Genomic DNA, 25,654 nt, shown 5'->3' with positions numbered 1-25,654 from the left:
CTACCTAGGGATCGTCGTTGTCTTCGTCGGGGGCGAAGAGTCGTTCGGGGTGGTGGATGGTGTTGATGCGTGGTTGGCCCCGGTCGTGGTGTGCCGGGGGTAGCCATTCGATGAGGCCGCGGTGGTTGGTGCGGGTGGTCCAGCCGTGTTCGGCGAGGCGGTTGTGGATGCCGCAGGCCAGGGCGAGGTTGGTGATGTGGGTGCTCAGGCAGGTGTGCCAGGCGGTGAGGTGATGGACCTCGGTGTGATACGCCGCAGCGGTGCAGCCGGGTCGGGTGCAGCCGCGATCGCGGGCATACAGCATCAGGCGTTGGGCGCGGTTGGCCAGCCGCTTGGTGTGGTAGAGCGCCAGGGGTGTGGCGCCGTCGAACAGGGCGAGGTAGGGGTGCGCGGCGCCCGACCAGCGGATCACATCGGACATCGGCACTAGACTGCCGCCGCCGGTGCGGGCTGTGCCGGTGCCGGCTTCCAGTTCGGCCAGGGTGGTGGTGACCACGATGGTGACGGGCAGCCCGTGGTGGCGGCCGAGGTCCCCGGAGGCCAGTAGCGCCATCAGCCCGGCGTGCAGCCCATCATGCTGACGCTGAGCGGTACCGCGGGTGTCGCGGCGGACCGCTTCGGGGTCCGGCTCGCCCTCGTCGATGTGGGGCAGGTGGTCCTCGGGGTTGGCGATGCCGGGGGCGGCCAGTTTGGCCCAGGCGGCTTCCAGGGCGGCGCGCAGGGCGGGGTGATCCAGCCGGTGAGTTTGGACATGCCGTCGGGGTCTTGTTTGCCCAGACTCAGGCCGCGCTTGCGGGCGCGTTCGTCGTCGGAGAATTCCCCGTCGGGGTGCAGGTAGGCCAGCAGCGTGAGGGCGTAGTCCTTGAGTTGGTCGGGGCGCATGGCGGCGGCTTGGCCGGCCAGGTCGGCTTCGGCCTGTTCGCGGGTGCCGGCATCCACTTCCGTCGGTAAGTGTTTGACGAAGTCGCGGATCTCGTTCACGTGGCCGCTACCGATACGGCCGCGGCGTTGGGCGGCGGCGGTGGCCTCCAACCGCGGCGCCAACGGCTCCCCCGTCAAACCATGCCGTTCACCGAGATCGGCGGCGTCGCCGATCCGCCGGCCAGCCTCCGAAGTCGTGATCCGCAGCCGATCGGCCAGCGCGTTACGCAGGGTGTCACCCAACTCCTCCTTGCTCACCGCGGCGAGCTGATTCAACAACTGATGCTGGGGCACCGGCAGCCGCCGCACCACCGTCTCCAAGCGCTCCAGGATCGCCATCCGCTCCGGGGTGCTCAGCACCTCAAACCGCAACTCGCACAACCGCTCGACGGCCGCATCGCACGCGTCGAGAACCTCGACGATCTCCGCACGCGTGTTCGCAAGCATGTTCGAATGATATCGCCGGGGTGTGACACGACACCGCCCCCGAGCGCGACCCTGTGGACAAACTCCCAACTGTGGATAATCCAAGCCGCGCCGGCGCAGCTCCGCGTCGTCCTACCCCGTGCCCGCCTGACCGACAGCGACCGATTCCCCTGCCAGCGAACACAATTCGGCCAGCGCGACCTGAATGCCGTCGGCAATCTCCCAGATGTCCGGAATGTGGTCGCTGCATGCCTGCATCCCGATGGTCATATCGTCTCTGTAGCTCCAGCCGGTGAAGTTCAAGCCGTACGGATAGACGATGGGCCCCACCGAGATCAGCTTCTCCACCGGCGCCCCACCGAAATACAGCCGACCCCGAGGTCCGGGAACGTTGGAGGCGATCAGGCTGTACGTCGGACGCTTTTTGGTCGCCGCCCCGAGGATCGGCAGGGCGCGCCCGTAGAACCAGAACAACGGCCAGTACTCCATCCAGTCGCCGAACAACCACAGGTCGCGCTCGTCGTGGACCGCTCGCGCGGCCTTGGTGTTGGCCGAGATCTGGTGCAACCGCCGGACGGGATCGGCTATGTCGGTGGCCAGCGAGGTGTACCAAGTAGTGACCTGATTGCCCCAGTCCACTTCGGCGCCGCGCGGCCGAATCGCCACTGGGACAACGGCGGACAACGATTCGGCAGCCAACTCGCCGTGCCGCTGCAGGTACGACCGGACGGCGCCACTGCACACAGCCAGGTACACGTCGTTGACCGTCACCCCGAACGCCGTCTTCACCGTCTTGATCTGATCGAGATCGCAAGTCACGAAGGCGAATTCGCGCCGCTCGGTGAACGGAGCGTTGAACGGGGCGGACGGAGCCGCGAAAGCCTCGGCGAAGCCGGGGCGACCGGCCTTACGGCGGGCACGGACCGTCTGGATCGTGCGCGCCGATCGGGCCAGCACATTGGGAAACCTTGCGGCCGCCGCAGCCTGGTGCCGCAACAGCGTTCCATACCACCGAGCCGCACCGGGCCGGCGCTCATCGGTCAGGCTGCGTGTGACGCCCGGCAAGGGTTCGTCGGGATCGGCACTGAGCATCGTCTCGAGCAGACGCAATGACGCCATACCATCGGCCAGCGTGTGATGCAGCTTGAGCACCAACGCGATTCGGCCGTCGACGAGCCCGTCGACATACCACAGTTGCCAGGACGGCCGGCTGTGGTCGAGCCCGCCCATGTTGATCTCGTTGATCTGCGCGGACAACTCCCGGTCACCGCCGGGAGCCGGCACGGAAACCCGCTTGACGTGGTGGTCGAGGTCGATATTGGGACGCTCGATCCACCAGGGTCGGCCCAGCCGCGATCGCAGCAACTGCCAGCGCAGCGGCTCGATCCGTTCCACCAGAGCCGGTAACGCCGCCCGGATCGCCTCGAAGGTCAGTGGTTGCTGTGCCGCGGCGGGATCGAGGACGACGGCCTTGATGGTGTGCTGGGGTTGCGTGCTCTTCTCCTGTTTGAGAAACAGGTTGTCGACACCGGTGAGACGACGCATCCGGCGCACCTCCACTTCCATTTCCGCTGGGTCACATCCAACCGTGTCGCAGCTGACCCGGCGGCGTGTTTTCCCGATGAACGGGAGGACGTCGCCGTCGCAACCCTCCGAAGCCGTAGCGTGACGACCGTGACGGAATCGACGACGCGGTTGGGGCCGGGCCCTGAAGTCGCGCAACGGATGGCCGCGGCCTTCGCCTCGATGCGCGACGGCAGCGCCGACGCCCAACAAGTCCGGGAGAGTCTGCGGGCCAGTCGCAAGCCGCGCCGGCACGTACCCGTGGCGCGGGTGGTGGATCGCCACATCTCCGGACCGGACGGCGCGCAGCTACCGGTACGGATCTACCAGCCGCACACCGGGCCGCCGGCTCCGGTGATCGTCTATCTGCATGGCGGCGGGTTCGTGCTGTGCGACCTCGACTCCCACGATGCGTGCTGCCGTCGGCTCGCCAATGGCGTTGGCGCCGTTGTTGTCTCGGTCGACTACCGGCTCGCCCCGGAGCATCGATTTCCGGCCGCGCTCGACGACGCCTGGGCGGCGACACGATGGGTAGCGGCGCACGCGGCCGAACTCGGCGGCGACCCGGGCCGGCTGGTACTGGCCGGCGACAGCGCCGGCGGGAACCTGGCCACCGGAGTGTGCCTGTTGGCCCGCGATCAGGGAGGACCGCCGATCGCGTTTCAGTTGCTAATCTACCCGGTGGTGGACCAGCGCCGCAAAGCGTCTGCGGCGCATGCCCGTTCGGCTCTCGGCGTGCTGACCATCGACCACCAACGCTGGTTCACCGAACAATATCTGGGACCGAACGGTGACCGCAGCGACGTTCGCGCGTCCCCGATCCTCGCCGACCTGGCGGGCCTGCCCCCGGCTCACGTCATCACCGGCGAGATCGATCCACTCTGCGACGAGGACGAGGAGTACGCCCAATTGCTGCAAGCCGCCGGTGTGCCCACCACCGTCCGCCGCTACCCGGGAATGTTCCACGGCTTCTTCAATCTGCCCGACGACATTCCCATCGCCGAACAAGCCAACGCCGACGCCTGCCGGGTGGTACGCGAAGCCCTGATCGGCCCACGCCCTCCGGAGGAATGTCGATGAGATTGACCAACACCCGCGCATTGATCACCGGCGCCAGCCGCGGATTGGGTCGCAGTATCGCCGAAGTGCTGGCTCGTCGCGGTGCCGAGGTCGCCGTTGTCGCCCGCGACGGAGCGGCGCTGGATCTGCTCGCCACGGAACTCGGCGGCAAGGCGTATCCGACCGACTTGAGCGATCCGGCGGCCGTCGAAGCACTTCCCGGCCGGGTCGAAGCCGACGGCCCGGTCGACATATTGGTCAACAACGCCGGGTTGGACTGTTGTCGGCTGCTGCCGGACACCTCCGCTCGGGAAGTGCGAGACTTGTTACAGGTCAACCTGTTAGCTCCGATGGAGCTGTGCCGCCAGCTGATGCCCCGGATGGTCGGCCGCGGGCGCGGACACATCGTGAACGTCTCATCGGTGGGTGCGGTGAGCGTGAGCCCCGGGGTCACTGTCTATGCGACGTCCAAGGCCGGGCTGAGTCACTTCACCGCTGGAATCCGCCAGGAACTCAAGGGCACGCCGGTGGGAACGACGCTGGTCCAGATCGGTGCGGTCAAAACCGACATGCTGGATGGCATAAGGCAATTCGGTCCGGCACGACGTGCGATCGAGCGATCGCAGCGAATGCACATGCTGCCGCGCGAAGACTTGGAACCGATTGTCGTGGCCGAGGCGATCGCCGACGCGATCGAACGCAACCGCCGCTACGTCACCCTGCCGCGCCGCATCGCGGCGTCGGCGATCATGACCGAGCTGCCCCGGCGGATGAGCGCGGCCATGCTGGCCGGTATCGACATGCGGGCAGACGCGTAATGAGCGCTACGGCAACACAGCTGGCGGGCAAGGTGATCATCGTCACCGGCGGTGCGCGGGGGCTCGGTGCCGCTTTCGGGCGCCACATCGTCAGCCGCGGCGGCAAGGTGGTGCTCGCCGACCTGCTCGACGACGACGGCAATCGCCTCGCCGGTGAGCTGGGGGAGTCGGCCCGCTTCGTGCATCTGGACGTGACCGATCCCGGACAGTGGGTGCAGGCCGTCCGATCCGCCACCGACGAATTCGGCCGACTCGACGGGCTGGTCAACAACGCCGGCGTGTCCACCGGGCAGTTCATCGAGCACGAACCCCTCGACCATTTCCGGGCGGTCCTGGAAGTCAACTTGGTAGGAGTGTTCAACGGTATCCAGGCCGCGATACCGGCCATGCGGAGCGCAGGTGGCGGCTCCATCGTCAATATCTCCTCTGCCGCAGGGCTTTTCGGCCTGGCGCTGACCGCCGGCTACGGTGCCTCCAAGTGGGGTGTGCGCGGGCTGACCAAGGTCGCCGCGGTGGAACTGGCCGGTGACCGGATTCGGGTCAACTCCGTCCATCCCGGAATGACGTACACCCCGATGACCGAGCAGGTCGGTATTCAGATCGGCGAGGGCAACTATCCGAATACGCCGATGGGCCGAGTCGGGCTGCCGGAGGAAATCGCCGGCGCGGTGGATTATCTGCTTTCTGATGACGCTGCCTACACGACCGGTGCGGAGATCGCCGTCGACGGCGGCTGGACGGCAGGTCCCACCGTGCAGTACGTGATGGGGCAGTAGCCCCGGCAGACGACTAGGTGGCGTTGGGCAGGTGGTCAGCGGCCCAGTCGCCGAAGGACGTCGGAAAGATCGTCACGTCTTCGTCCTCGAGTGGCACGATGCTGTGGTCGTCTAGGAGGCCGCCGAAATAGCGAGCCGCGGGATCGTTTACGACTTCGCGCGAATCATGATGTGCGGCTAGGCCGATGCGCACGAAGTCGTCCATGCTGTACTTTTCCGGCCCGGCCACGTTGATGATCGCGTTGAGTGGCTCGTCGAGCGCCGCGCGGGTGACCGCGGTGGCAACGTCGGCGGCCGCGATGGGTTGGATCGCCGCCTTGTGAGACAGACGCACGACCCCGCCTTCGGTCGCCGAGTCGGCGATTCCGGTGACGAACTCGAAGAACTGGGTGGCCCGCACGATCGAATATGGGGCTCCGGACTCGATGATGATTTTCTCCTGGGCGGCCTTGGCGCGCAGGTATCCGCTCTCCGGGACGCGATCGGTTCCCACGATCGAGAGCGCGACGTGGTTGTGCACTCCGGCGGCCTGTTCTGCCTGTAGCAGGTTCCGGGTCGAGGTGGTGAAGAATCTCAGCACGTCGTCGTCGGCGAATGACGGCGAGTTGGACACGTCGACGACGACGTCCGCGCCGGTCACCGCTTGCTCGACGCCTTCGCCGGTCACCGTGTCGACACCGGAACTCGGTGACGCCGAAACGGCTTCGTGACCGAGCTCGGCGAGGTTGGCGACGACCTGCGACCCGATCAGTCCCGTGCCGCCGACGACCAAGATCTTCATCGTGTTGCCTTCCGCAGTTTGCGACTTACCCAGTCGTCGATGCGACTGTTTACGAGCTTGGCAAACGCTGCTCGCAGACACCAGTCCACGGTTTGGCTGTTCTCCCGATACACCCTCGTTAAATCAACTGCTTGACTTAACGAGGGCTGCGCCGATTTACTCGACGGGTGGTCAACGAATTGACGGACAAAGTTGCCGCCGTCACCGGAGGCGCTGCGGGTCTCGGCCGGGGCATGGTGGAGCGCTTCGTCGCCGAGGGTGCGCGGGTCGTCATCGCCGATGTGGCGCGAGACCGAGGCGAGGAGCTCGCGGAGTCCCTCGGCCCGGCCGCGGTGTTCCAGCAGACCGACGTCTCCGATCAGCAACAGGTGGCAGCCGTGGTCGCGGCGGCCGTCGAAAGATTCGGCGGACTGCATGTCATGGTGAACAACGCCGGAATATCCGGGCCGCTGCGTCGCCTGCTCGACGAGGACTTCGAAGACTTCCACCGGGTGATGGGGGTCAACGTGCTCGGCGTGATGGCCGGCACCCGGGATGCCGCCCGGCACATGGCCGATCACGGCGGTGGCTCCATCATCAACGTGACCTCCATCGGCGGAATTCAGGCAGGCGGCGGCGTGATGACCTACCGCGCATCCAAGGCCGCGGTCATCCAATTCACCAAGTCGGCAGCGATTGACTTGGCCCGCTACGAGATTCGGGTCAACGCCATCGCCCCGGGCAACATCGCGACCGCGATCTTGTCCACCTCGGCCAACGCGACGGATCCCGCGGAGCTGGCGCGTTTCGAGGCGACGATTCGCCAGACGATGCGCGACGACCGCCCGCTGAAGCGGGAAGGCACGCCCGACGACGTCGCGGAGGCGGCCCTGTATTTCGCCACCGACCGGTCGCGGTACGTCACCGGGACGGTGTTGCCGGTGGACGGGGGGACGGTGGCGGGCAAGGTGAATCGCTCGCGCAAACGCGAGAATTGAGCCCATCGCGCCGCGACAATATCCCCATGGCCGCCCTGTCGCGAAACATCGCCCGAATCTCTCTGGCGGGCGTGCTGATCTTCGCGGGCATCGGGCATCTGACCTTTGCCCGAACCACTTTTCACGCGCAGGTGCCCCGGTGGCTGCCGTTGGACACCGACTTTGTGGTCGTCGCCTCGGGTGTGGTGGAAATCCTTCTCGGAGCGGCGCTGCTACTGCTGACCCGGCGGCGCACCTTCGTGGGCTGGGCGGTGGCGGTGTTCTTCGTCTTGGTGTTTCCCGGCAATATCTCCCAATTCGTGACGCACACAAACGCGTTCGGGCTCGACTCCGACCTGTCCCGGGCCATCCGGTTGTTGTTTCAGCCGCTGCTGGTGGTCTGGGCGCTGTGGTGCACCCAGGCCCGGGCTCAGAATTGATCCCGATTACTTCTTCTTCGCCGGCGACTTCTTCGACGGAGGCACCGCCGAAGCCATGACGGCCGCTGCGCGGTCCCATACCCGGTGCATGCCCAGCGCGGCCAGCAGTGCTGCGCTGGCTTTCTTGTCGATGTCGTCGGCAATCAGCACCCCCGGATCGTCAGGCGAGATGCCGGCCGATTCCAGGACGGCAACACCGTCTCCCCATGCAGCCACCGGCTTGCAGTGCCGAAAAGCCTCCTGCAGCAACGTCACCAGCTTGATGTCTCCGCTGGGGGTGGTGCCCGCAGCCACCACCACTGCGTCGAACTCGATCGAGCGTGCGGTCAACAGGGTGCGCTCCACGACCTCGATCCGCCGGCCCGACTTCAGTTTTCCGCCCACCGGCGCGGTGAGCAGCGGAACCGCGCCCGCGGCGGTCACCGCCTTGATCAGATTCCCCACGCCCGCGAGATCCGAGCCCGCGTCGGCGATGATGCCCACCTTGCGGCCCGCCACCGGACCGGGCTCGGCATACACCTGGGATAATGCCGGAGACTTCGAAACCTCTTTCGGCGGCTTGCCTTTCGGCGCTGGCAACCCCAGGCCGGCGGCGACCTGCTCACACAGGTCGGTGTCCACGTTGGCAAGCACCTCCAGCTGACGTTCCTTGATCGCCTGCTCGTAGCATTTGCCCAGCTCGAAGGTGAACGCCTCGATCACGTGCAGTTGCTCGACGCGGCTCAGGCTGCGATAGAACATCGCCGCCTGGCTGAAATGGTCTTCGAACGACACCGGATTCGCGCGCACCGCGGTTCCCTCGATTTTGCGCGGAGTCGGCACGTAGCCGCCGTCGCCGGCGTCGGCCACCTCCGGCTCGCCGTCGTCGATGCTGTTGGGACGGTAGGGGGCCAGGCCCTGATGAATGGCGGTCTGGTGCATTCCGTCGCGCAGCATGTCGTTGACCGGGCAGTGCGGGCGGTTGATCGGTAGCTGAGTGAAATTTGGTCCGCCGAGCCGGGTCAGCTGGGTGTCCAGGTAGGAGAATAGCCGGGCCTGCATCAGCGGGTCGTTGGTGGGCTCGATGCCTGGCACGAAGTTGCCGGTGTGGAACGCGACCTGCTCGGTCTCGGCGAAGTAGTTGGTGGGGTTGCGGTTGAGCGTGAGCTTGCCGATCAACGTGACCGGAACCAGTTCTTCGGGAACGAGTTTCGTCGGATCGAGCAAGTCGATGCCGTCGTAGGTGTCGGTGCCGTCGTCAGGCATGACCTGGATTCCGAGCTCGTATTCGAAGAACGCGCCCGCGTCGATGGCGTCGGCCATGTCGCGTCGATGGAAGTCGGGATCGCACCCGGCGGCAATCTGCGCCTCTTCCCAGACCAGGGAGTGCACACCCGCCACCGGCTTCCAGTGGAACTTGACCAGACTGGTCTTGCCGCGGCGATTCACCAGCCGGAAGGTGTGCACGCCGAACCCCTCCATGGTCCGGTAGGAGCGCGGGATGCCACGGTCGCTCATATTCCAGAACACGTGGTGAGTCGCCTCGGTGTGCAGCGACACGAAGTCCCAGAACGTGTCGTGGGCTGACTGGGCCTGGGGGATCTCACGGTCCGGGTGGGGTTTGCCGGCGTGGATGATGTCGGGAAACTTGATGCCGTCCTGGATGAAGAACACCGGAATGTTGTTGCCCACCAGGTCGAAATTGCCCTCGTCGGTGTAGAACTTGACCGCGAAGCCGCGGGTGTCACGTACCGTGTCGGCCGATCCGCGGGAACCCAGCACGGTGGAGAACCGGCAGAACACGTCCGTCTTCTTGCCTTTGCGGGCCAGGAACTCAGCCCGGGTGTAGTCCGACGCGTTGCCGTAGGCCTCGAACACGCCGTGCGCCGCCGCGCCCCGGGCGTGCACGACCCGCTCGGGAATGCGCTCATGGTCGAAGTGGGTGATCTTCTCCCGCAGATGGAAGTCTTCCAGCAGACTCGGACCACGGCTGCCGGCCTTGAGGGAGCGGTCGGTGTCGGGCAGTCGCACCCCCTGGGCCGTGGTGAGGTATGAACCCTGCTGAGCGCGCGGGTCGTGCTCGGGACTGTCGCCGTTGGTGGTGGCCCCGGTCGGGCTGGTGCGGCGGGGGTGGATTGCGAGGGCTTGCGGGCGGGGGCATGTCAACTCCTGATATATTCGACGGGATTTTTGTTTGGACCAAAGATGTTGTTGGGCAACGTAATTGCGCTATTCGAGGGGCGGGGAACGTTCTGCGGTGACCGCGCTCACCGGTCGGCCGTCGGCTCGCCGGCGGATGAGGCCGTCGGATTCGAACGACGACAGCCACCCTTCCATCGGCCACCATCCCCAGCGCCGGTGGAACACGGCGGCGTTGCGCACGATGTCGTCGAGATGGTCCACGGGCGGGTTGGTGACCCGATGGTGTTGGTGGAATGCGTGCGCCCCGCCGACCCAGCGCATCGGCACGCCGCGCGCTGCGGCGCACTGCGCGAAGTCGGTGTCTTCACCACCGTAACCGCAGTAAAGCTCGCAGAATCCGCCGATTCGCTGCCAGGTGCTGGTCCGCACGGCGAACGACAGCGACCAGAACAGGGCATAGTCCGTGGTGTCGAACACCTCGTCGTCCGCTGGCGATGGCCGGGCCGGGTGAGGCTCGGGATGCGCCCGGATCTCCGACAGTGAATACCCGCCCGGCCCGGTCGGGGGCAGGTATGTCACCGGTCCGCACAGCAGGGCGTCGGCGTGGTCGGGCCCGCTGGCGACGGCGTGGTAGCGGTCGATTAGGGCGGCTGCGGGAATGCAATCGACATCCAAAAAGACCAGCAGCTCAGCGTTTTCGCGGATCGCGGTGTCGGCGCCCAGATTGCGCCCGCGCGCGATGGGCAACGGGTGCTGCGCCGGGCAGTCGACCACGGCCGCCCCCGCGCCGGACACGGCATCGGCAACGCCGGGATCGCCGAGCGCGACGATCACGTGAAGGTCCGGTCGCCGCACGCTGTGTTGCAAGCCTTCGAGTTGACGACGAAGATGCCCGGCCCGGCCGTGCACGGTGGTGATGACAGCAGTTTTCACGCTGCACCTCGCCGGCACCGCTGCGCGGTGGCTTCGATGGTGGCGGCCGCGCGGCCGGCGGCGCCGTCCACCCGCCAGCGCGTCCAGCGTTGCGTGTCGGCCGCGCACGCGTGGTCGAGAAGTGCCGGCCAGGCCCGCGATTCGGGCCACCGGCGCGCCACCGCGGCCAGCTGATGGCGCCGCAGAACCGTTGCTGTGGAAAGCTGTTCGTCAAAGGGCCGGGATTGCGGGATGACTACGGCCGGTCGTTGCGCAGCCGCGACGTCGGCGATGCATCCTTGGCCGGCGTGGGTGACGACCACATCTGCGGCACAGATGGCCGGCCACGGGTCGGCCTGCCACGTGCCGCTGTCGCCGCCGAGTCTGGTCCAAGTGGCGGCAGGCTCGGGTGACTGCTCCGGGGCAGCGCCGAATTCGTTGCCGGCGCCGCCCAGTACGAGGACACGCAATGTATGCGGCGACGCCGGCCTGGCCCCGGGGCCGCGGCTTCGCCCCTCGAAACGGCTTATGCCCCCGACGTAGCTCGTCTTGTTCGAGTACTGCTGGAGCCATGGCGGTGTACACAGCTGGCGTGGCCACGCGGCCACGATGTGATCGGCGAGGCGATGTACCAATTGGTGCGGCCCGTCCACCCGGTTGCCCGGCAGTGCCATCACAATGACCGGAATACCAAGCAGCCGAACAAATGTCGCTACCTCGACCGAGACGTCGACGACGACGGCCTCGGGCTGCGCCCGCGCCACCCAGTCGGCGATCGCGCTCATCCGGGCGCGGAATCCTGGGTCGTGGTGCGGGGCCCAGTGCAGGGCACCGTGCGCCGTTGGTTCGGATGCCGGGTCTTGGTCATCACGCGGTAGCTTCACGATCGCCGAAAACGGATGCGGCTCCAGGATATCCAGGGACGTCAAGGCCGTCACCGGGCGACGCATCGCCGCGCAGACACTGACCGCCCGCGCCAGATGCCCGAAACCCTCGTGGTGAATGTAGTAACCGATCATCTGGCATACCCGTCGTGTCGTCGATCATCTGCCGGTACATGTCCAAGTAGGTAGCCACCATCGCCGTCGCCGAGCAGTGCGCAATGGCGTGAGCACGCACCTGCTCTCGGGGCAACAGGATTACCTCGCGTGCGGCCGCGGCCATTGCGTCGACGTCGCCGGCGGCCACGATCCGGCCCGAGCGGTCGTCCACTACCTCCGGGACACCGCCACGGTCGAACGCCACCACCGGCGTGCCACACATCATCGCCTCGGCGACGACCAGACCGTAGGGTTCATCCCAGGCCGGAGTCACCAGCGCCGCGGCGGAGTTGCCGACCAAGTCGGCCAGCCGGTCATGGTCGACGTGACCTGCATACCCGATGTCGCCCAGCAGCCGCGGCCGCACGTGCCGGGCAAAGTATCCGTCGTCGCAGACCGGACCGGCCAACACCAGTGGCAGGCCCGCACGTCGCGCCGCGTCGATCGCCAGATGGGGTGCCTTTTCCGCGGTGATCCTGCCGAACCACACCAGCGACTTCCCACCCGGCCCCAACGGCCATTGCCGGCTGTCGACGCCGTTGGGTACCACCGTGATCTGCCCGGCCACGTCCTTCCACGCGGCGGCCGTATGACCGGATACGGCGGCGAATCGGGTGCCGGTGCTGACTGCGGCGTCGATCGCCGATTCCAGCCAGGGCGTGGGCGGCGTGTGGACGGTGGTGAGCATCGGAGTCCGCAGCGTCGGCGCCATCGCGACCGGCAGGTAATGCAGGCTGTGATTGTGGATGATGTCGAAATCGGCGCCGGCCGAACCCGCGAGCCCAAGCATCAGCGACAGGTAGGCGTGGTGGTCGGCCATGAACGCGGCCGGGGGCATGGACACGTCGTGGCGGGCGGCCTCGGACAGCCCCAACGGCCGCACTTCGAGGGTGGCGCATCCCAGCGCGGGGTCCGAACCCGCCGCGGCGAACAAGGTCACCTGGCACCCGGCCTCGGCCAGCCCGCGCGCCAGCTGGCAGACATGCGCCTCGAGGCCGCCGGCGAAGGGTTGGCGGATGGGGTAGCGGTTCGAGGCGATCAGGGCGACGCGCAATCCCGGCACGGCAGTCGTCATGCCAGCACGCTTCGATAGATGTCTCGGTGGGCGTCGGCCAGCTCTCGGCGTTCGGCCATCCGGGCTGCCCACCGTGCGCGTGGGGCCGGTTCGCCGGCCGCCCAGCGCGCGTAGGCCTCCTGCACCGCGTGCCGTAGCGACGCTTCGTCGAAGCCGGCGTCGTGCAAGTCGAAGACGCCGCATGGCCGTTGCTCGTGGTAGAAGCCGCAGGTGGGCGCAATGACGGCGGTGCCCAGATCGAAGCAGGCCTCCAGCCAGCCCGAGTGGGTGCCGAAACGGTAGGGCAGCACCGATACCGTCAGCGACGCGAGGTACGCCCAGAGTTCGTCGTCGGTGAAGTATGGATGCACCTCGACCCGCACCTGCCGGTGACGGCGGTACCGCAGCAGGGCGGCGCCTACGTCGGGGGCAAACCAGTGGTTGTCCGGATCGAAGATCTCGTCGTGGACGTCGACCCGCAGCGTCGCGCGCGGTAACTCGGCGACGATCCCGGCCAGCGCGTCCACCACGGGCAACGGATCCATGTTGGCGCGCAAGCTCTTGGCGTGCAGGCCCACCACGAAAGTGCTGTCGCGGGACCGGCGTCGCTCGATCAGGTCGCGGTCGAGCACGTGGGGATGCGGCAACACCTGTGCGTGTCGCTGCCAGCGAAGCCAAATCTGCTGTGCTGCACCAGGGGTGAGGGTGATCAGTTCGTCGGCCGCGGCCACCAGCACTTGCTGCTGCTCGCTGTGGGCCGCCGGATCCAGGTGATGCGGATTGCGCAGGTCGTGCACCGTGTACACCAGCGGCTTGTCGTGCATCTTGAGCTCCTGGACGACCTCGGCCAGCACCTCGGGGCCCAGGGCATCGAAGCCGAAATGGACGTGGAAGACGTCGAAGCTCTGATGGTTGTCGTCAACCCAGCCCGGCTCCAGCATCAGCGGCGGCCACCAGCCGCCAGGCACTGTGCGCCCGTCCGGAGGAATCGGATCATCAAGGCGGACAACACAATCCACGTCTAGATCGGCCAGGTGCCGTACATAGACGTGGGAGGCAGGTACCGAGGCGACGCGTACCACGAGTTCCTTCCCGAGTTGATGATGCGAATGGGCACAGTGAGGCCAGGCCGCGGTGAACGGTGGCCGGTCGCGGAGTTGTTCCTGCTGGGCTGAAGAACAGAGCCCACGTGTAGTACCCGTCATCGTTCGCGCCAAACGCCAGCCACCGCGGCCGGACAGCAGGCGGCGGGCGCTTCGGCGGAGGCACGGTTGCCCCGGGCCGCCACGGCCGATCGGCCGGCCGTGGCATTGCGGTGCATTTTCCTGGCCAGCGCCAAGGTGCGTTTGACGGCGCTGTCCGCGGGTATCAGCTTCCAATGACCTGCGTGCGGACTTCCCTCTGGCTTGCCCAGCGAAACCAAAAGCCCTGGGCGGCAAACATACTCGCCGACGGCCCGGAATCGGCCGACGTCATCGTGGTGGGCGCCGGCATCACCGGGCTGGTGACTGCGGTGTTGCTGGCGCGCGCAGGCAAAGATGTGCTGGTGGTCGAGGGACGCACGGTGGGCGCCTGCGCCACCGGCAACACCACCGCCAAGATCAGCCTGCTGCAGGCCACGCACCTGTCGAAGATCCTGCCCAAGCACGGCCGGGACACCGCTCGGGCCTACGTCGAGGGCAACCGGGAAGGTATGGAATGGCTGCTCAAGTACTGCGAGCAGCACAGCGTGGCAGTCCAGCACGAGGACGCCTACACCTACGCCCAGTCCGAGCAGGGCATCGCGTCGGCGCGCGCGGAATTCAAGGCCGCGCAGACCGTGGGCCTGCCCGTCTCCTGGGACGACGACGCCCCGGTGCCGTTTCCCTACCACGGCGGAGTGCGGCTGCCCCAGCAGGCGCAGTTCGATCCGATGTCGCTGCTGGACGCGCTGGCCGTCGAGTTGCTCGAGCACGGTGGGCGACTGGTCGAGAACTGCCGGGTACGCAAGGTGTCCAGCCGCGGCGACGGGGTGCGCGTGCAGGTCAACGACGAGTCGCGGCAAGACGTCGAAGTGCGGGCGGCGCAACTGGTGCTGGCCACCGGCATCCCGATCCTGGACCGCGGCGGCTACTTCGCCCGCGTCAAGCCGCAGCGGTCTTACTGCATGGCGTTCAAGGTGCCCGGCACCATCACCCGGCCGATGATGATCTCCACCGATTCGCCGACGCGCTCGGTCCGCTACGCCCCGGTCGGCGACGGCGAGGTGTTGATCGTAGGCGGGGCGGGACACACCGTCGGCCGGGAGAAGAGCCCGTCCAAGGCGCTCGACGAGCTGTCGTCGTGGACACGCCTGCACTATCCCGGAGCGCAGCAGACGCATTTCTGGTCGGCGCAGGACTACGAACCGATCGACGAGCTGCCCTATGTCGGCCCGATCTTGCCCAATTTCGAAAGCATCTTCGTGGCAACCGGTTTCAACAAGTGGGGGATGACCAACGGGCCCGCTGCCGCGTTGGCGCTGTCGAGCCGGATGCTGGGCGGACGGATGGACTGGGCGGGCGCATTCGCCAGCTGGAGCCGCCATGAGCTGACCGGCCTGGCAACCGCCATGCAGTCCAACCTCGAGGTGGGCTTCAACCTGGCCAAAGGCTGGATCACACCATCGGTGCACCTCGCGCACCGCAGTCCGACCGAAGACGGCCAAGGCGTGGTCAGCGGACCTCCGTGGCATCTAGAAGCCCGGTCACGGGTCGATGGCACCGAGCACCGCGTCTCGCCCGTCTGCCCGCACTTGGGTGGCATCGTCAACTGGAACGACGCCGACCAGGCCTGGGAATGTCCGCTGCACGGGTCGCGTTTCGCGCCCGACGGGACGTTGCTGGAAGGCCCGGCGACCACCGACCTGACCGCGTAGCGCGCGGCCGGACCCCAAACTGCGCCAAACTTTAAATCAATCGCTTGACTTAACGCCTGCGGGCGCGGTTGACTGTGCGGTATGACCACAGTCGGTCGACCCGTGCGCAGCGACCGGGCCAGCTCCACCCAAGAGGCGATCCTGGTCGCCGCCGAGCGACTGTTCGCCGAACACGGCGTATTCGCGGTGTCCAACCGGCAGGTCAGCGAGGCCGCCGGGCAGGGCAACAACGCCGCCGTGGGTTACCACTTCGGCACCAAGGCGGATCTGGTGCGTGCCATCGAGCAGAAGCATCGCGGACCGGTTGAGCAACTGCGCGAGCAGATGGTGGCCGCCCTGCCCGACCCCGCCGGGATGCGGGACTGGGTTGCCTGCCTGGTCTGTCCGCTCACCGAGCACCTCGAGGAACTGGGCAACCCGACGTGGTACGCCCGATTCGCCGCGCAAGCCATGACCGACCCGGCCTACCACAACATCGTCGTCAAAGACGCGCTGAGTTCGTCGTCGCTGGTTCAGGTGATCGACGGGATCAACAGCTGCCTGCCCGACCTGCCGGTCGCGGTCCGGTTCGAGCGAAACATCATGGCGCGCAACCTGTTGATGCACACCTGCGCGGACCTCGAACGTGCCCTCGCTGAGGGCACTTCGTTGCCACGACCGTCCTGGCGGGCCGCCGCCACCGGCCTCATCGACGCGATCGTGGGCTTGTGGCTGGCACCCGTGACTCCGGTAACTGAAGAGCCGAAGAGATGAAAGTCACTGTCAATCAAGACATCTGCGCTTCCTCGGGCAATTGCGTGATGAACGCCCCAGAGGTGTTCGACCAGCGTGACGAGGACGGCGTCGTCGTCCTGCTCAACCCGAACCCGCCCGCCGACCAGGCCGAGGCGACCCGTAAAGCCGCCGCATTCTGCCCGGCGCTGGCAATCCAGATCGAGGAGTGACTTTGTCCGACACGCTCACCGACCACACGACCGACACCAATATCCCCGAGTACCCGATGGCGCGGGCCGCGGGTTGCCCGTTCGCGCCGCCGCCGGACGTCATGGCGCTGGCCGCAGCCAGACCACTGTCCCGAGTACGGATCTGGGACGGCAGCACGCCCTGGCTGATCACCGGCTACGAGCAGTGCCGCGAGCTGTTCTCGGATTCACGGGTCAGCGTGGACGACCGGGTGCCGGGCTTCCCGCACTGGAACGCCGGCATGTTGTCGACGGTGCACAAACGACCCCGTTCGGTGTTCACCTCCGATGGCGAGGAGCACACCCGCTTCCGCCGAATGTTGTCCAAGCCGTTCACCTTTCGGCGGGTAGAAGCGCTACGTCCGGTCATCCAGCAGATCACCGACGATCACATCGACGCGATGCTGGCCGGGCCGCAGCCAGCCGACATCGTCACCGCCATCGCGTTGCCGGTGCCCTCGCTGGTGATCAGCCAGCTGCTCGGGGTGCCCTACGAAGACGCCGAGATGTTCCAGCACCACGCCAATGTCGGGCTGGCGCGCTACGCGACCGGTGAGGACACCGTCAAGGGTGCGATGAGCCTGCACAAGTATCTGTGCCAACTGGTCGAAGCGAAGATGGACAACCCCGCCGAAGACGCGGTCTCCGACCTGGCCGAGCGGGTCAAGGCAGGCGAACTGAGCGTGAAAGAAGCCGCGCAGCTGGGCACCGGGCTGTTGATCGCCGGGCACGAGACCACCGCGAACATGCTCGGTCTCGGGGTGCTGGCGCTGCTGCGCAATCCCGACCAGCTGCCCGCGATCCGCGACGCCGAAGACCCCAAAATCGTGGCCAACGCGGTCGAGGAGTTGCTGCGCTACCTCAGCATCATTCAGAACGGCCAGCGGCGCGTCGCCGTCGAGGACATCCCGATCGCCGGCGAGGTGATCCGCGCCGGGGAGGGCATCATCATCGACCTGGCTCCGGCGAACTGGGACGCACATGCGTTCACCGACCCGGACCGGCTCTACCTGCACCGGTCCAACGCCGATCGCAATGTCGCCTTCGGATATGGCCGGCACCAGTGCGTCGGCCAGCAGCTCGCCCGGGCCGAAATGCAGATCGTCTTCCGCACCCTGTTCCAGCGGGTACCGACGCTTGAATTGGCGGTGCCGCTGGATGACATCCCGTTCAAGGACGACCGGCTCGCCTACGGCGTCTACGAACTGCCGGTCACCTGGTAAGTCCCGAGTTTCAGCCCACACCGTTCGAGAGGTCAACGATGACAAGCACTTTGTATCCGCCGAAAGGCTTTGGCGCGCCGAAGGATCGCAAAGGCCACGCGCTGGGCAGCAACGTCGGATTGCCCGCCGGGACCGAAGTCTTCTCGGCGGACAATCACATCTCGCTGGCCTCCGACATCTTCTACGAGCGCTTCCCCGAAGACCTCAAGGACAAGGCGCCGCGAATCTGGTACGAGGACGGCGCCTACCAGGTCGGTCGCAAGGGCCAGTCGTTCCTGCCGGGTGACTTCAGTGCGGTGCTGATGCAATACGACGATCTGCCCGGAGCTGCCAGCACCAACATCGAGGCCCGCATCCAGGAGCTGCGCGAGGACGGTGTCGACAAAGAGCTCGCCTTCCCCAACGCGGTGCTGGCGCTGTTCCACTACCCGGACAAGAAACTTCGCGAGCTCACCTTCCGCATCTACAACGAGTACATCGCCGAGTTGCAGGAGCGCTCCCACGGCCACTTCTACGGTGCGGGGCTGATCAACTGGTGGGACCCGGAAGGTACCCGCAAAACGCTGGCCGAGCTGAAGTCATTGGGGCTCAAGACTTTCCTGCTCCCGCTGAACCCGGGCAAGGACGACGACGGAAACATCATCGACTACGGCAGCACCTCGATGCGGCCGGTGTGGGACGAGATCGAGGCCGCCGGGCTGCCGATCACGCACCACATCGGTGAGACCCCGCCGAAAACCCCGTGTCAGTTCAACAGCGTCGTCGTCGGCATGATGATCAACATCGACGGCTTCCGCGAGCAGTTCGCCAAGTACCTCTTCTCCGGAATCCTCGACGACCACCCGGGGCTGCGGATCGGCTGGTTCGAGGGCGGGATCGCCTGGGTGCCTTGGGCTCTGCAGGACGCCGAACATCTGGTGGCCTCGTACCAGCACATGTTCAACCGGCCATTGCAGCACGACGTGCGTTACTACTGGGACACCCACATGAGCGCCTCGTTCATGGTCGATCCGCTGGGCCTGGAGTTGATCGACCGGATCGGCGTCGACAAGGTGATGTGGTCCAGCGATTACCCGCACAACGAAAGCACCTACGGCTATTCGGAGAAGTCGCTGGCGGCCGTCGTCGAGGCCGTCGGACCCGAGCGGGCGGCCCGGATCGTCAGCGGCAACATCAGTGAATTCCTCGGCCTATGAGCACAATCACCGACGGAATGGTCATCCCGGAGGCTCCCGACCTGCCCCGGCTGCGCCGCGAGACCGGCGCGCGACTGCGGGCGGCGATGGCCGACCGCGGAGTCGATGCTCTGGTGCTGCTGGGCAACAACGCCGTCGTCTACGCGACCGGAACAAGTTGGCCGCTCGGTGACGCCGGACTGTCCTACGTCGAACGTCCGGTCGCCGTGGTGCTCGCCGACGACGAGTCGCCGCACCTGTTCCTGCCGTTCCGGGAAGGCGCCGCGCAGGAGTCGGACCTTCCGGCCGACCATCGGCACGGGCCGGTCTATCTCGAATTCGACGAGGGGGTAGCCGATTTCGCCGGTAAGCTGGCCGAGCTCATCCCGGCTGGGTCGACCGTCGCGGTCGACGAATTCACCGGCGCCATGTCTCGGGCGCGCAACCTGTTGTTTCCCAACGGAACACCGGTAGACGCCGCGGCGGTGATCAGCGCCGCCAAGGCGGTCAAGACGCCGGACGAACTGGCCTGCATCCGCACCGCCGTCCGGATCACCGACCAGGCCATGGTCGAGGTGCAGCAGGCGCTGGCGCCCGGAATCCGCCAGGTCGACCTGTCCGGACGCTTTCTGCGCCGCGCGTTCGAACTCGGCGCAATGGCCAGCATGCTGGAACCGATCTGGCAGGTGATGCCGAACAGCAGGGCAGAGGGCGTGTGGACCACCCACGGCGACCTGGCCCTGCCGTTGCTGAGCACCGAGCGCGAGCTGTGCCGCGGCGACGTGCTGTGGACCGATGTCAGCATCACCTACCAGGGCTACTGCTCGGACTTCGGGCGGACCTGGATCGTCGGACAGGACCCCTCGCCGCGCCAGCAGGCGCAATTCGACAAGTGGCGACAGATCATGGACGCCGTACTGGGCGTCGCGCGCGCCGGGGCCACCGCGGCCGACCTGGGCCGGGCCGCCACGGCGGCCAATGGCGGTGTGCGGCCATGGCTTCCGCACTTCTACCTCGGTCACGGCATCGGCGTCAACGCCGCCGAGATGCCGATGATCGGAACCGATCTCGGCGACGAGTTCGACGAGAACTTCGTGCTGCAACCGGGCATGGTGCTGGTGCTCGAGCCGGTGGTCTGGGAAGACGGCACCGGCGGCTACCGCAGCGAGGAAGTCCTGGTGATCACCGAGGAAGGCTCGATGAAATTGACCGACTACCCATACGACCCCTATGTCGACTGAGGTTCTCGCCGACGACACGGCACTGCGGTGCGGTCGTCGGGAACGCGCGCTGGCCCAGATGGCCGAGCACGACCTGGATGTGCTGGTGTTGGGCCGGCAGGCCAACATCCGCTACATCACCGGTGCGCCGCAACTCTGGGTGGCCGGCACCCGGCCGTTCGGCCCGAGCTGCGTGCTGGTGCGGGCCACCGGCGCCATCCATCTGCTCAGCACCTGGGATGAGGGTGTGCCCGAGGACATCCCGCACGAGAACCTGTACGGCATCTCATGGAACCCGGTGAACACCATCGCGGCCCTGCAGCGCATCGAGGGCGCCGCCACCGCCCGCCGGGTCGGAACCGATGCGCTGTCACCGGGTTTCGCGCAACTGCTACCGACCGCGTTCCCCGGCGCCGAGCTGGTGGACGGCGAGCCGGCGATGCGGGCCGCGCGGCGGGTCAAGACCGGCGACGAGATCCGCGCGCTGCGCGAGTCGATCGGCGTCGCCGAGATAGCCTTGGCCGCAGCAGTTTCCGAATTGCGCCCCGGGGTGGACGAGAAGACCCTCGCCGGTGTGCTGCTCGAGGCGCTGGCCGCCGGCGGCGTGAGCACGCCGTCGAACCAGGATGTCGCGTGGGTGACTTCGCGGGAGCATCCCTGGCGGCGCGCTGCAGGCGACGGTCGTATCCAGACCGGTGACCTGGTGGCGCTGTCGTCGGGAGTGGTGGCCGGCGGTTACGTGGGCGAGGTCGGCCGAACCTGGCCGGTCGGTTCCGTGCCTGGTGCGGCAGCCGTCTTCGGCCGCTGGGAACGGCTGTGGGACAAGCTGATTGCAGCTTGCCAGCCCGGCGCGCCGGCCGCGGGCCTGCTGGGCGCCTACCAGGCCGCCGGGGAACCGTTGCCGGTGATGCCGGTGGCCCGCGGCCTCGGTATGGGTTTCGACCCGCCCGTGGTCTCGGCAGCGCTGCCGGACACGGCGGCAACCGAGCGGTTGGACCCCGGCATGGTGTTGGCCGTCACCGGTTATGTCTGGGAACCCGGAGTCGGGGCGGTGTTCGGGCGCGAAGCCGTGCTGGTCACACCCGACGGGCCGGAAGTCCTGACGAACAGCCCGTTCTGGCGCGGCTGAGCATGGCCACGCACGCCGGTCAGAAAGCGGATCGCAAGGCGGGCAAGATCATCCGGTATGAAAAGGACGTCGCCACCCGCATCGCCACCATCACCTTCGACCGGCCCGAGCAGCTGAACGCGCCCACCACCGCCGCGCGGCGGCGCTACGCCGACCTGCTGCACCGCGCCAGCATCGACGACGACGTCAAGGTGGTGGTGATCCGTGGCGCGGGGGAGGATCTGGGCTCCGGTGCCGACCTCGAAGAATTCATGCACGCCAAGAACGCTGCCAACCCGGACCAACTGCTCGCCGAATTCGGTCTCGGCGCGGACGATGTCTCGTACCCGCCGAAGGGCAGCTTCCGGCACGGAGCCACCATCGGGCAGTGGTACGCTAACCCGAACTCGGGCATTCGCGGCCTGCAGGACTTCAAGAAGATCAGCATCGTGGAAGCCAAGGGCTACTGCTACGGATGGCACTTCTACCAGGCCGCCGACGCCGACCTGGTGATCGCCAGCGACGACGCGCTGTTCGGGCACCCCTCCTTCCGGTACTACGGGTGGGGTCCGCGCATGTGGTGGTGGGCGCAGACCATGGGCATCCGAAAGTTTCAGGAAATGGTATTCACCGGAAGGGCTTTCACCGCGGCCGAGATGTATGACTGCAATTTCCTCAACAGTGTGGTACCCCGCGATCGACTCGAGGCCGAGGTGGCCAAGTACGCGATGGCCTGCGCCCATAACCGGCCCACCGACACCGTCTTCCTGCAGAAGACCTTCTTCGAGGTGATGAAGCAGTTTCAGGGTGAGTATCTGGGCAGTGTGCTCAGCGGCGTGTTCGAATCAATGGGCGGTGGAATGCGTTCCGACGGGGGCGATTTCGCTCTGGACGCCGCTATCGCACAGGGTCTGGGCGATGCGGTCAAGGCCAACGACGACAGATTTCCGCCGGAGTGGCGGCTGAGCAAGAAGGCGCGCAAAGCCGCTGCCGGAAAGAAGAAGCGGTAGTGGCCGATTCGCCGTTGACCGGTTTCACGGTGATCGACCTCTCCACTGGGATCGCCGGTGCCTACTGCACCAAGCTGCTCGCCGACGGCGGTGCGGACGTCGTGAAAGTTGAATCGCCGGAAGGTGATCCGCTTCGGTTGTGGTCGGCGTCCGGCGCTCGGAACGAACCGGGCACCGACGGTGCTCTGTTCAGCTTTCTGGCCGGTTCGAAACACAGTGTCGTGGCCGATCCGGCGGACGGTGCCGATCTCGAACTGGTCGAGGCGCTGCTGGCCGGCGCCGACGCGGTGGTCTGGTCGGGTGGCTCGAAAGTGGCCGAGCATCAATCGTTCACCCCGGAGCATATTTCGGGCCGGTACGCACACCTCGTCGTCACGGCGATTACGCCGTTCGGCCGACAGGGTCCGTGGTCGCAGCGCGCGGCGACCGAATTCACCCTACAGGCCTGGTCCGGCGGCATCGTCGGGTTGGGTCGCGGGGTGGCCGACCGGGCCCCGGTGTTCGTCGGTGGACAAATCGGTGAGTACCTGGCCGGTGCCTACGCCAGCGCGGCCACCTTGGCGGCGCACCACCAACGTCGTGGCCGGCTGATCGACCTGTCCATGCTGGAGACCCAGATCCTGGGCCTCACTTACTATCCGGTGAGCTATTACGAGATGCTCGGCCGGCCGTGGCGCGACGCCCGGCGTCCGACCGTGCCGGGGGTCGCTGCCGCACAGGACGGATTGGTGGACCTCGGCTGCGGCACCGCACAGCAATGGTTCGATCTGTGTGCGATGGTCGGGCACCCGGAGTGGATCGACGAGAACTCGCCGTTGTCGATCACCGAGCAGGCCAACGTGCACGCCGACGAGATCTACGCGTGGGTGCGCAGTCACCGCGTCGACGACATCCGAGAACTCGCGACCGCCTTCCGGATTCCCAACGCCCCGGTTGCCAACGGCGGCAACGCTGCGACGCTGGACCATTTCGTGGCGCGTGGAAGCTTCCTGCGCAATCCACGCGACGGATTCACCCAGCCCGGGCATCCCTATCGAATGTCGCCGGCGCAACTTCGACCACCCGGTGCGGCGCCCCGACTCGGTGAGCACACGGTGCAATACCGGGGTCTGAAGCCGTCCCGGAAGGCGCCGACCGAGCCCGAGAACGGATTGCCGCTGAGCGGGCTTCGGGTGCTGGACATGACCACTTTCTGGGCAGGGCCGTCCTGCACGCACTTCCTGGCGATGCTCGGGGCTGAGGTGATTCACGTCGAATCCACCCGCCGGCCCGACGGCACCAGGTTGATCGCCGGCATACCGGCCACCGAAGAACTCTGGTGGGAGAAGTCGCCGATCTTCGCGGCGCTGAACACCAACAAAAAGGGACTGACCCTCGACCTGCAGAGTCCGCGCGGCCGGGACGTGCTGCGCCGGCTGGTCGCCACCTGCGACGTGGTCGCGGAGAACTTCACACCCCGGGTGCTGGATCAGATCGGCTTGGATTTTGCTGCGGTCCAAGCACTTCGGCCGGACGCGGTGTTGATGCGGATGCCCGGCTTCGGGCTCGACGGACCGTGGCGGGACAACCCGGCCTTCGCCTACGTCATCGAGTCGGCGTCGGGGGTGAGCTGGCTGACCGGCTACCCGGACCGCACGCCGTTCGAGCCGTACTCGGTCGGCGACCCCAACGCCGGCATCCACTCCGTCAACGCGGTACTGCTGGCACTGGAACACCGCCGCAACACCGGGCAGGGCGTGCTGGTGGAAGCGGCGATGGTGGACGCGGCGCTCAATGTCGCAGCCGAGCAGGTCATCGAATACTCCGCCTACGGCAGCCTGCTGGAACGCGCCGGAAACCGCGGGCCCACCGCGGCACCGCAGAACCTGTACCGCACCAACGAGATCGACGAGTTCGGTCGCCTCGACAGCTGGGTCGCGATCGCGGTTGCCACCGACGAGCAGTGGTGTGCACTGGTCGCCGCGCTCGGATCACCCTCGTGGGCAGCGGATCCGGTGCTGGGCACCACCGCGGGACGCCGGGCGCAGCACGACCGGATCGACGAGCAGCTCGCCGCGTGGTGCGCGCAGCGGACCGGCGACCAGGTAGTTGCCGCGTTGTGGGACAACGGCGTACCGGTGGCCAAAGTGATGCAGCCACATCGGCAGACCGAACTGGCTCAGCTGGCGGCACGCAATTTCTTCGAGCTCGTCGACCACCCGGTCAACGGCCCGGCTAGACTCAGCACCGTGCCGATGCGGCTATCCGACGGACCCGAGCGATTCCACGCACAGCCCGCACCACTGCTGGGCCAACACAACCGGGAGTTGCTGACCGAGCTGGGCCTCGACGACCGAGAGATCGCCGAGCTGGAAGCCGACGGCGTCATCGGTCAGGCACCCGGATGATCGCCCCCTCCGACATTCTGCTCACCGACCGTGTCGCGGTGGTCACCGGCGGGGGAGCGGGCATCGGTCGCGGCGTGGCCGCAGGTCTGGCGGCATTCGGTGCGAAAGTGGCTATCTGGGAACGTAACCCGCAAAGCTGCCAAGACGCCGCCCAGTCCATCGGCGCACTGGGAATCCCCACCGACGTGCGAGACAGCAGCCAGGTCGACGCGGCGCTGCAGCGCACCAGCTGCGAACTGGGCACACCGACGATCCTGGTCAACAACGCCGGCGGGACATTCTCCTCACCCCTGCTGGAGACCAGCGAAAACGGTTGGGACGCACTGTATCGCGCCAATCTGCGACACGTGCTGCTGTGTACCCAACGGGTGGCGCGGCAGTTGGTTGCGGCCGGACTGCCCGGCAGCATCATGGCGGTGACCTCCATCGAGGGGGTGCGGGCCGCGCCGGGCTATGCGGCCTATGCCGCCGCGAAAGCCGGTGTGGTTAACTACACCAAGACCGCGGCATTGGAGTTGGCTCCGCACGGCATCCGGGTCAATGCGATCGCTCCCGACATCACCATGACCGAAGGTCTGGCGCAACTCGGCGGGGAGACCGCTGCCGCCGCGGCGGGTGCCGTCGTGCCCTGGGGCCGCGCCGGAAATGTCGACGAAATCGCCAGCACCGCAGTCTTTCTCGCCTCGGACATGTCGACCTACATCACCGGGCAGACCATTCACGTCGACGGCGGTACGCACGCTGCAGGTGGCTGGTTCCGCGATCGTGAGACCGGCGTGTACCGGTTGGGACCCGGTTAGAGCGGA

Annotated in this window: 22 protein-coding genes and 1 pseudogene; 15 read left to right on the top strand and 8 right to left on the bottom strand. The window is 67.0% G+C overall.

The genetic code is table 11. From position 1 onward, the window contains the following. Window positions 1-4 precede the first annotated feature (4 nt). Together L6444_RS26230 and L6444_RS26225 are read right to left on the bottom strand one after the other, a co-directional pair. A pseudogene (locus tag L6444_RS26230) lies at window positions 5-1,368 on the bottom strand (HNH endonuclease signature motif containing protein). Window positions 1,369-1,479: 111 nt separating this feature from the next. Continuing rightward, complete coding sequence (locus tag L6444_RS26225; protein ID WP_236978126.1) at window positions 1,480-2,892, bottom strand: WS/DGAT/MGAT family O-acyltransferase; 1,413 nt, start codon at window positions 2,890-2,892, stop codon at window positions 1,480-1,482. Between the two features lie 129 nt (window positions 2,893-3,021). Between L6444_RS26225 and L6444_RS26220 the strand changes: the two genes are divergently transcribed. Genes L6444_RS26220 through L6444_RS26210 form a run of 3 tightly spaced genes read left to right on the top strand, consistent with a single transcriptional unit; the run spans window position 3,022 to window position 5,563 of the window. After that, window positions 3,022-3,990, top strand: coding sequence for an alpha/beta hydrolase (locus tag L6444_RS26220; RefSeq protein WP_236978125.1), 969 nt, complete (start codon window positions 3,022-3,024; stop codon window positions 3,988-3,990). After that, window positions 3,987-4,787 carry an SDR family oxidoreductase gene (locus L6444_RS26215; protein ID WP_236978123.1) on the top strand — a complete coding sequence of 267 codons (801 nt, stop codon included), beginning with the start codon at window positions 3,987-3,989 and terminating at the stop codon, window positions 4,785-4,787. Before L6444_RS26220 ends, L6444_RS26215 begins: the two co-directional genes overlap by 4 nt. Next, window positions 4,787-5,563, top strand: coding sequence for a glucose 1-dehydrogenase (locus L6444_RS26210; RefSeq protein ID WP_236978121.1), 777 nt, complete (start codon window positions 4,787-4,789; stop codon window positions 5,561-5,563). Before L6444_RS26215 ends, L6444_RS26210 begins: the two co-directional genes overlap by 1 nt. Window positions 5,564-5,576: 13 nt before the next feature. Here L6444_RS26210 and L6444_RS26205 read toward each other — a convergent pair whose 3' ends face one another. Continuing rightward, window positions 5,577-6,344 (bottom strand): SDR family oxidoreductase, encoded by a 768-nt coding sequence (locus L6444_RS26205; protein WP_236978119.1) that lies wholly within the window; start codon window positions 6,342-6,344, stop codon window positions 5,577-5,579. A 167-nt stretch (window positions 6,345-6,511) separates the two neighbouring features. On the opposite strand from L6444_RS26205, the gene L6444_RS26200 reads away from it, so the two are divergent. Together L6444_RS26200 and L6444_RS26195 are read left to right on the top strand one after the other, a co-directional pair. Next, window positions 6,512-7,321: an SDR family NAD(P)-dependent oxidoreductase gene (locus tag L6444_RS26200; protein ID WP_236978117.1), complete on the top strand. Its 810-nt coding sequence runs from the start codon at window positions 6,512-6,514 to the stop codon at window positions 7,319-7,321. Window positions 7,322-7,347: 26 nt separating this feature from the next. Continuing rightward, on the top strand, window positions 7,348-7,740 hold the full coding sequence (locus L6444_RS26195; protein WP_236978115.1) for a DoxX family protein: 393 nt from the start codon (window positions 7,348-7,350) through the stop codon (window positions 7,738-7,740). Between the two features lie 6 nt (window positions 7,741-7,746). On the opposite strand, the gene L6444_RS26190 is transcribed toward L6444_RS26195, so the two are convergent. The 5 genes from L6444_RS26190 to L6444_RS26170 form a co-directional block, all read right to left on the bottom strand. Further along, window positions 7,747-9,885 (bottom strand): catalase, encoded by a 2,139-nt coding sequence (locus L6444_RS26190; RefSeq protein WP_459561262.1) that lies wholly within the window; start codon window positions 9,883-9,885, stop codon window positions 7,747-7,749. 63 nt (window positions 9,886-9,948) lie between these two features. Then, on the bottom strand, window positions 9,949-10,794 hold the full coding sequence (locus L6444_RS26185; protein ID WP_236978113.1) for a glycosyltransferase family 2 protein: 846 nt from the start codon (window positions 10,792-10,794) through the stop codon (window positions 9,949-9,951). Further along, the gene (locus tag L6444_RS26180) at window positions 10,791-11,687 is read right to left on the bottom strand and encodes a glycosyltransferase (protein WP_236984431.1); all 897 of its coding nucleotides are present in this window, start codon (window positions 11,685-11,687) and stop codon (window positions 10,791-10,793) included. The genes L6444_RS26185 and L6444_RS26180 overlap by 4 nt, the downstream gene beginning before the upstream one ends. Beyond that, window positions 11,641-12,888 (bottom strand): glycosyltransferase family 4 protein, encoded by a 1,248-nt coding sequence (locus L6444_RS26175; protein ID WP_236978111.1) that lies wholly within the window; start codon window positions 12,886-12,888, stop codon window positions 11,641-11,643. Before L6444_RS26175 ends, L6444_RS26180 begins: the two co-directional genes overlap by 47 nt. Next, entirely contained in the window at window positions 12,885-13,949 is a 1,065-nt protein-coding gene (locus L6444_RS26170) for a glycosyltransferase family protein (protein ID WP_236978109.1), read from the bottom strand. Before L6444_RS26170 ends, L6444_RS26175 begins: the two co-directional genes overlap by 4 nt. 305 nt (window positions 13,950-14,254) lie before the next feature. On the opposite strand from L6444_RS26170, the gene L6444_RS26165 reads away from it, so the two are divergent. The 10 genes from L6444_RS26165 to L6444_RS26120 all read left to right on the top strand — a co-directional run bounded on the left by L6444_RS26165 (window position 14,255) and on the right by L6444_RS26120 (window position 25,648). Further along, entirely contained in the window at window positions 14,255-15,763 is a 1,509-nt protein-coding gene (locus L6444_RS26165; RefSeq protein WP_236978107.1) for an FAD-dependent oxidoreductase, read from the top strand. Window positions 15,764-15,844: 81 nt separating this feature from the next. Further along, on the top strand, window positions 15,845-16,516 hold the full coding sequence (locus tag L6444_RS26160) for a TetR/AcrR family transcriptional regulator (RefSeq protein WP_236978105.1): 672 nt from the start codon (window positions 15,845-15,847) through the stop codon (window positions 16,514-16,516). Further along, a complete protein-coding gene (locus tag L6444_RS26155; protein ID WP_236978103.1) occupies window positions 16,513-16,707 on the top strand; it encodes a ferredoxin in 195 nt (64 codons plus the stop codon). Before L6444_RS26160 ends, L6444_RS26155 begins: the two co-directional genes overlap by 4 nt. A 2-nt stretch (window positions 16,708-16,709) precedes the next feature. Continuing rightward, on the top strand, window positions 16,710-17,948 hold the full coding sequence (locus tag L6444_RS26150) for a cytochrome P450 (RefSeq protein WP_236978102.1): 1,239 nt from the start codon (window positions 16,710-16,712) through the stop codon (window positions 17,946-17,948). A gap of 38 nt (window positions 17,949-17,986) precedes the next feature. Further along, a complete protein-coding gene (locus tag L6444_RS26145) occupies window positions 17,987-19,144 on the top strand; it encodes an amidohydrolase family protein (RefSeq protein ID WP_236978101.1) in 1,158 nt (385 codons plus the stop codon). Beyond that, the gene (locus L6444_RS26140) at window positions 19,141-20,364 is read left to right on the top strand and encodes a M24 family metallopeptidase (RefSeq protein WP_236978100.1); all 1,224 of its coding nucleotides are present in this window, start codon (window positions 19,141-19,143) and stop codon (window positions 20,362-20,364) included. The genes L6444_RS26145 and L6444_RS26140 overlap by 4 nt, the downstream gene beginning before the upstream one ends. Continuing rightward, entirely contained in the window at window positions 20,354-21,472 is a 1,119-nt protein-coding gene (locus L6444_RS26135; protein ID WP_236978099.1) for a M24 family metallopeptidase, read from the top strand. Before L6444_RS26140 ends, L6444_RS26135 begins: the two co-directional genes overlap by 11 nt. A 2-nt stretch (window positions 21,473-21,474) precedes the next feature. After that, window positions 21,475-22,461 (top strand): enoyl-CoA hydratase/isomerase family protein, encoded by a 987-nt coding sequence (locus L6444_RS26130; protein ID WP_236978098.1) that lies wholly within the window; start codon window positions 21,475-21,477, stop codon window positions 22,459-22,461. After that, entirely contained in the window at window positions 22,461-24,848 is a 2,388-nt protein-coding gene (locus L6444_RS26125) for a CaiB/BaiF CoA-transferase family protein (RefSeq protein ID WP_236978096.1), read from the top strand. The genes L6444_RS26130 and L6444_RS26125 overlap by 1 nt, the downstream gene beginning before the upstream one ends. Continuing rightward, window positions 24,845-25,648 carry an SDR family NAD(P)-dependent oxidoreductase gene (locus L6444_RS26120; RefSeq protein WP_236978095.1) on the top strand — a complete coding sequence of 268 codons (804 nt, stop codon included), beginning with the start codon at window positions 24,845-24,847 and terminating at the stop codon, window positions 25,646-25,648. Before L6444_RS26125 ends, L6444_RS26120 begins: the two co-directional genes overlap by 4 nt. Window positions 25,649-25,654: the final 6 nt, after the last annotated feature.

Origin of the sequence: Mycobacterium kiyosense (assembly GCA_021654635.1) — a bacterium.
GTDB classification, from domain to species: domain Bacteria; phylum Actinomycetota; class Actinomycetes; order Mycobacteriales; family Mycobacteriaceae; genus Mycobacterium; species Mycobacterium kiyosense.
Note: the sequence above shows the minus strand (reverse complement) of the source record. Positions and strands in the feature narration are given on the sequence as shown.

Coding starts and splice junctions, on each gene's coding strand:
- L6444_RS26205 (WP_236978119.1), bottom strand. CDS start 6,344: ATGAAGATCTTGGTCGTCGGCGGCACGGGACTGATCGGGTCGCAGGTC.
- L6444_RS26135 (WP_236978099.1), top strand. CDS start 20,354: ATGTCGACTGAGGTTCTCGCCGACGACACGGCACTGCGGTGCGGTCGT.
- L6444_RS26145 (WP_236978101.1), top strand. CDS start 17,987: ATGACAAGCACTTTGTATCCGCCGAAAGGCTTTGGCGCGCCGAAGGAT.
- L6444_RS26210 (WP_236978121.1), top strand. CDS start 4,787: ATGAGCGCTACGGCAACACAGCTGGCGGGCAAGGTGATCATCGTCACC.
- L6444_RS26225 (WP_236978126.1), bottom strand. CDS start 2,892: ATGCGTCGTCTCACCGGTGTCGACAACCTGTTTCTCAAACAGGAGAAG.
- L6444_RS26215 (WP_236978123.1), top strand. CDS start 3,987: ATGAGATTGACCAACACCCGCGCATTGATCACCGGCGCCAGCCGCGGA.
- L6444_RS26175 (WP_236978111.1), bottom strand. CDS start 12,888: ATGACGACTGCCGTGCCGGGATTGCGCGTCGCCCTGATCGCCTCGAAC.
- L6444_RS26155 (WP_236978103.1), top strand. CDS start 16,513: ATGAAAGTCACTGTCAATCAAGACATCTGCGCTTCCTCGGGCAATTGC.
- L6444_RS26140 (WP_236978100.1), top strand. CDS start 19,141: ATGAGCACAATCACCGACGGAATGGTCATCCCGGAGGCTCCCGACCTG.
- L6444_RS26160 (WP_236978105.1), top strand. CDS start 15,845: ATGACCACAGTCGGTCGACCCGTGCGCAGCGACCGGGCCAGCTCCACC.
- L6444_RS26120 (WP_236978095.1), top strand. CDS start 24,845: ATGATCGCCCCCTCCGACATTCTGCTCACCGACCGTGTCGCGGTGGTC.
- L6444_RS26130 (WP_236978098.1), top strand. CDS start 21,475: ATGGCCACGCACGCCGGTCAGAAAGCGGATCGCAAGGCGGGCAAGATC.
- L6444_RS26195 (WP_236978115.1), top strand. CDS start 7,348: ATGGCCGCCCTGTCGCGAAACATCGCCCGAATCTCTCTGGCGGGCGTG.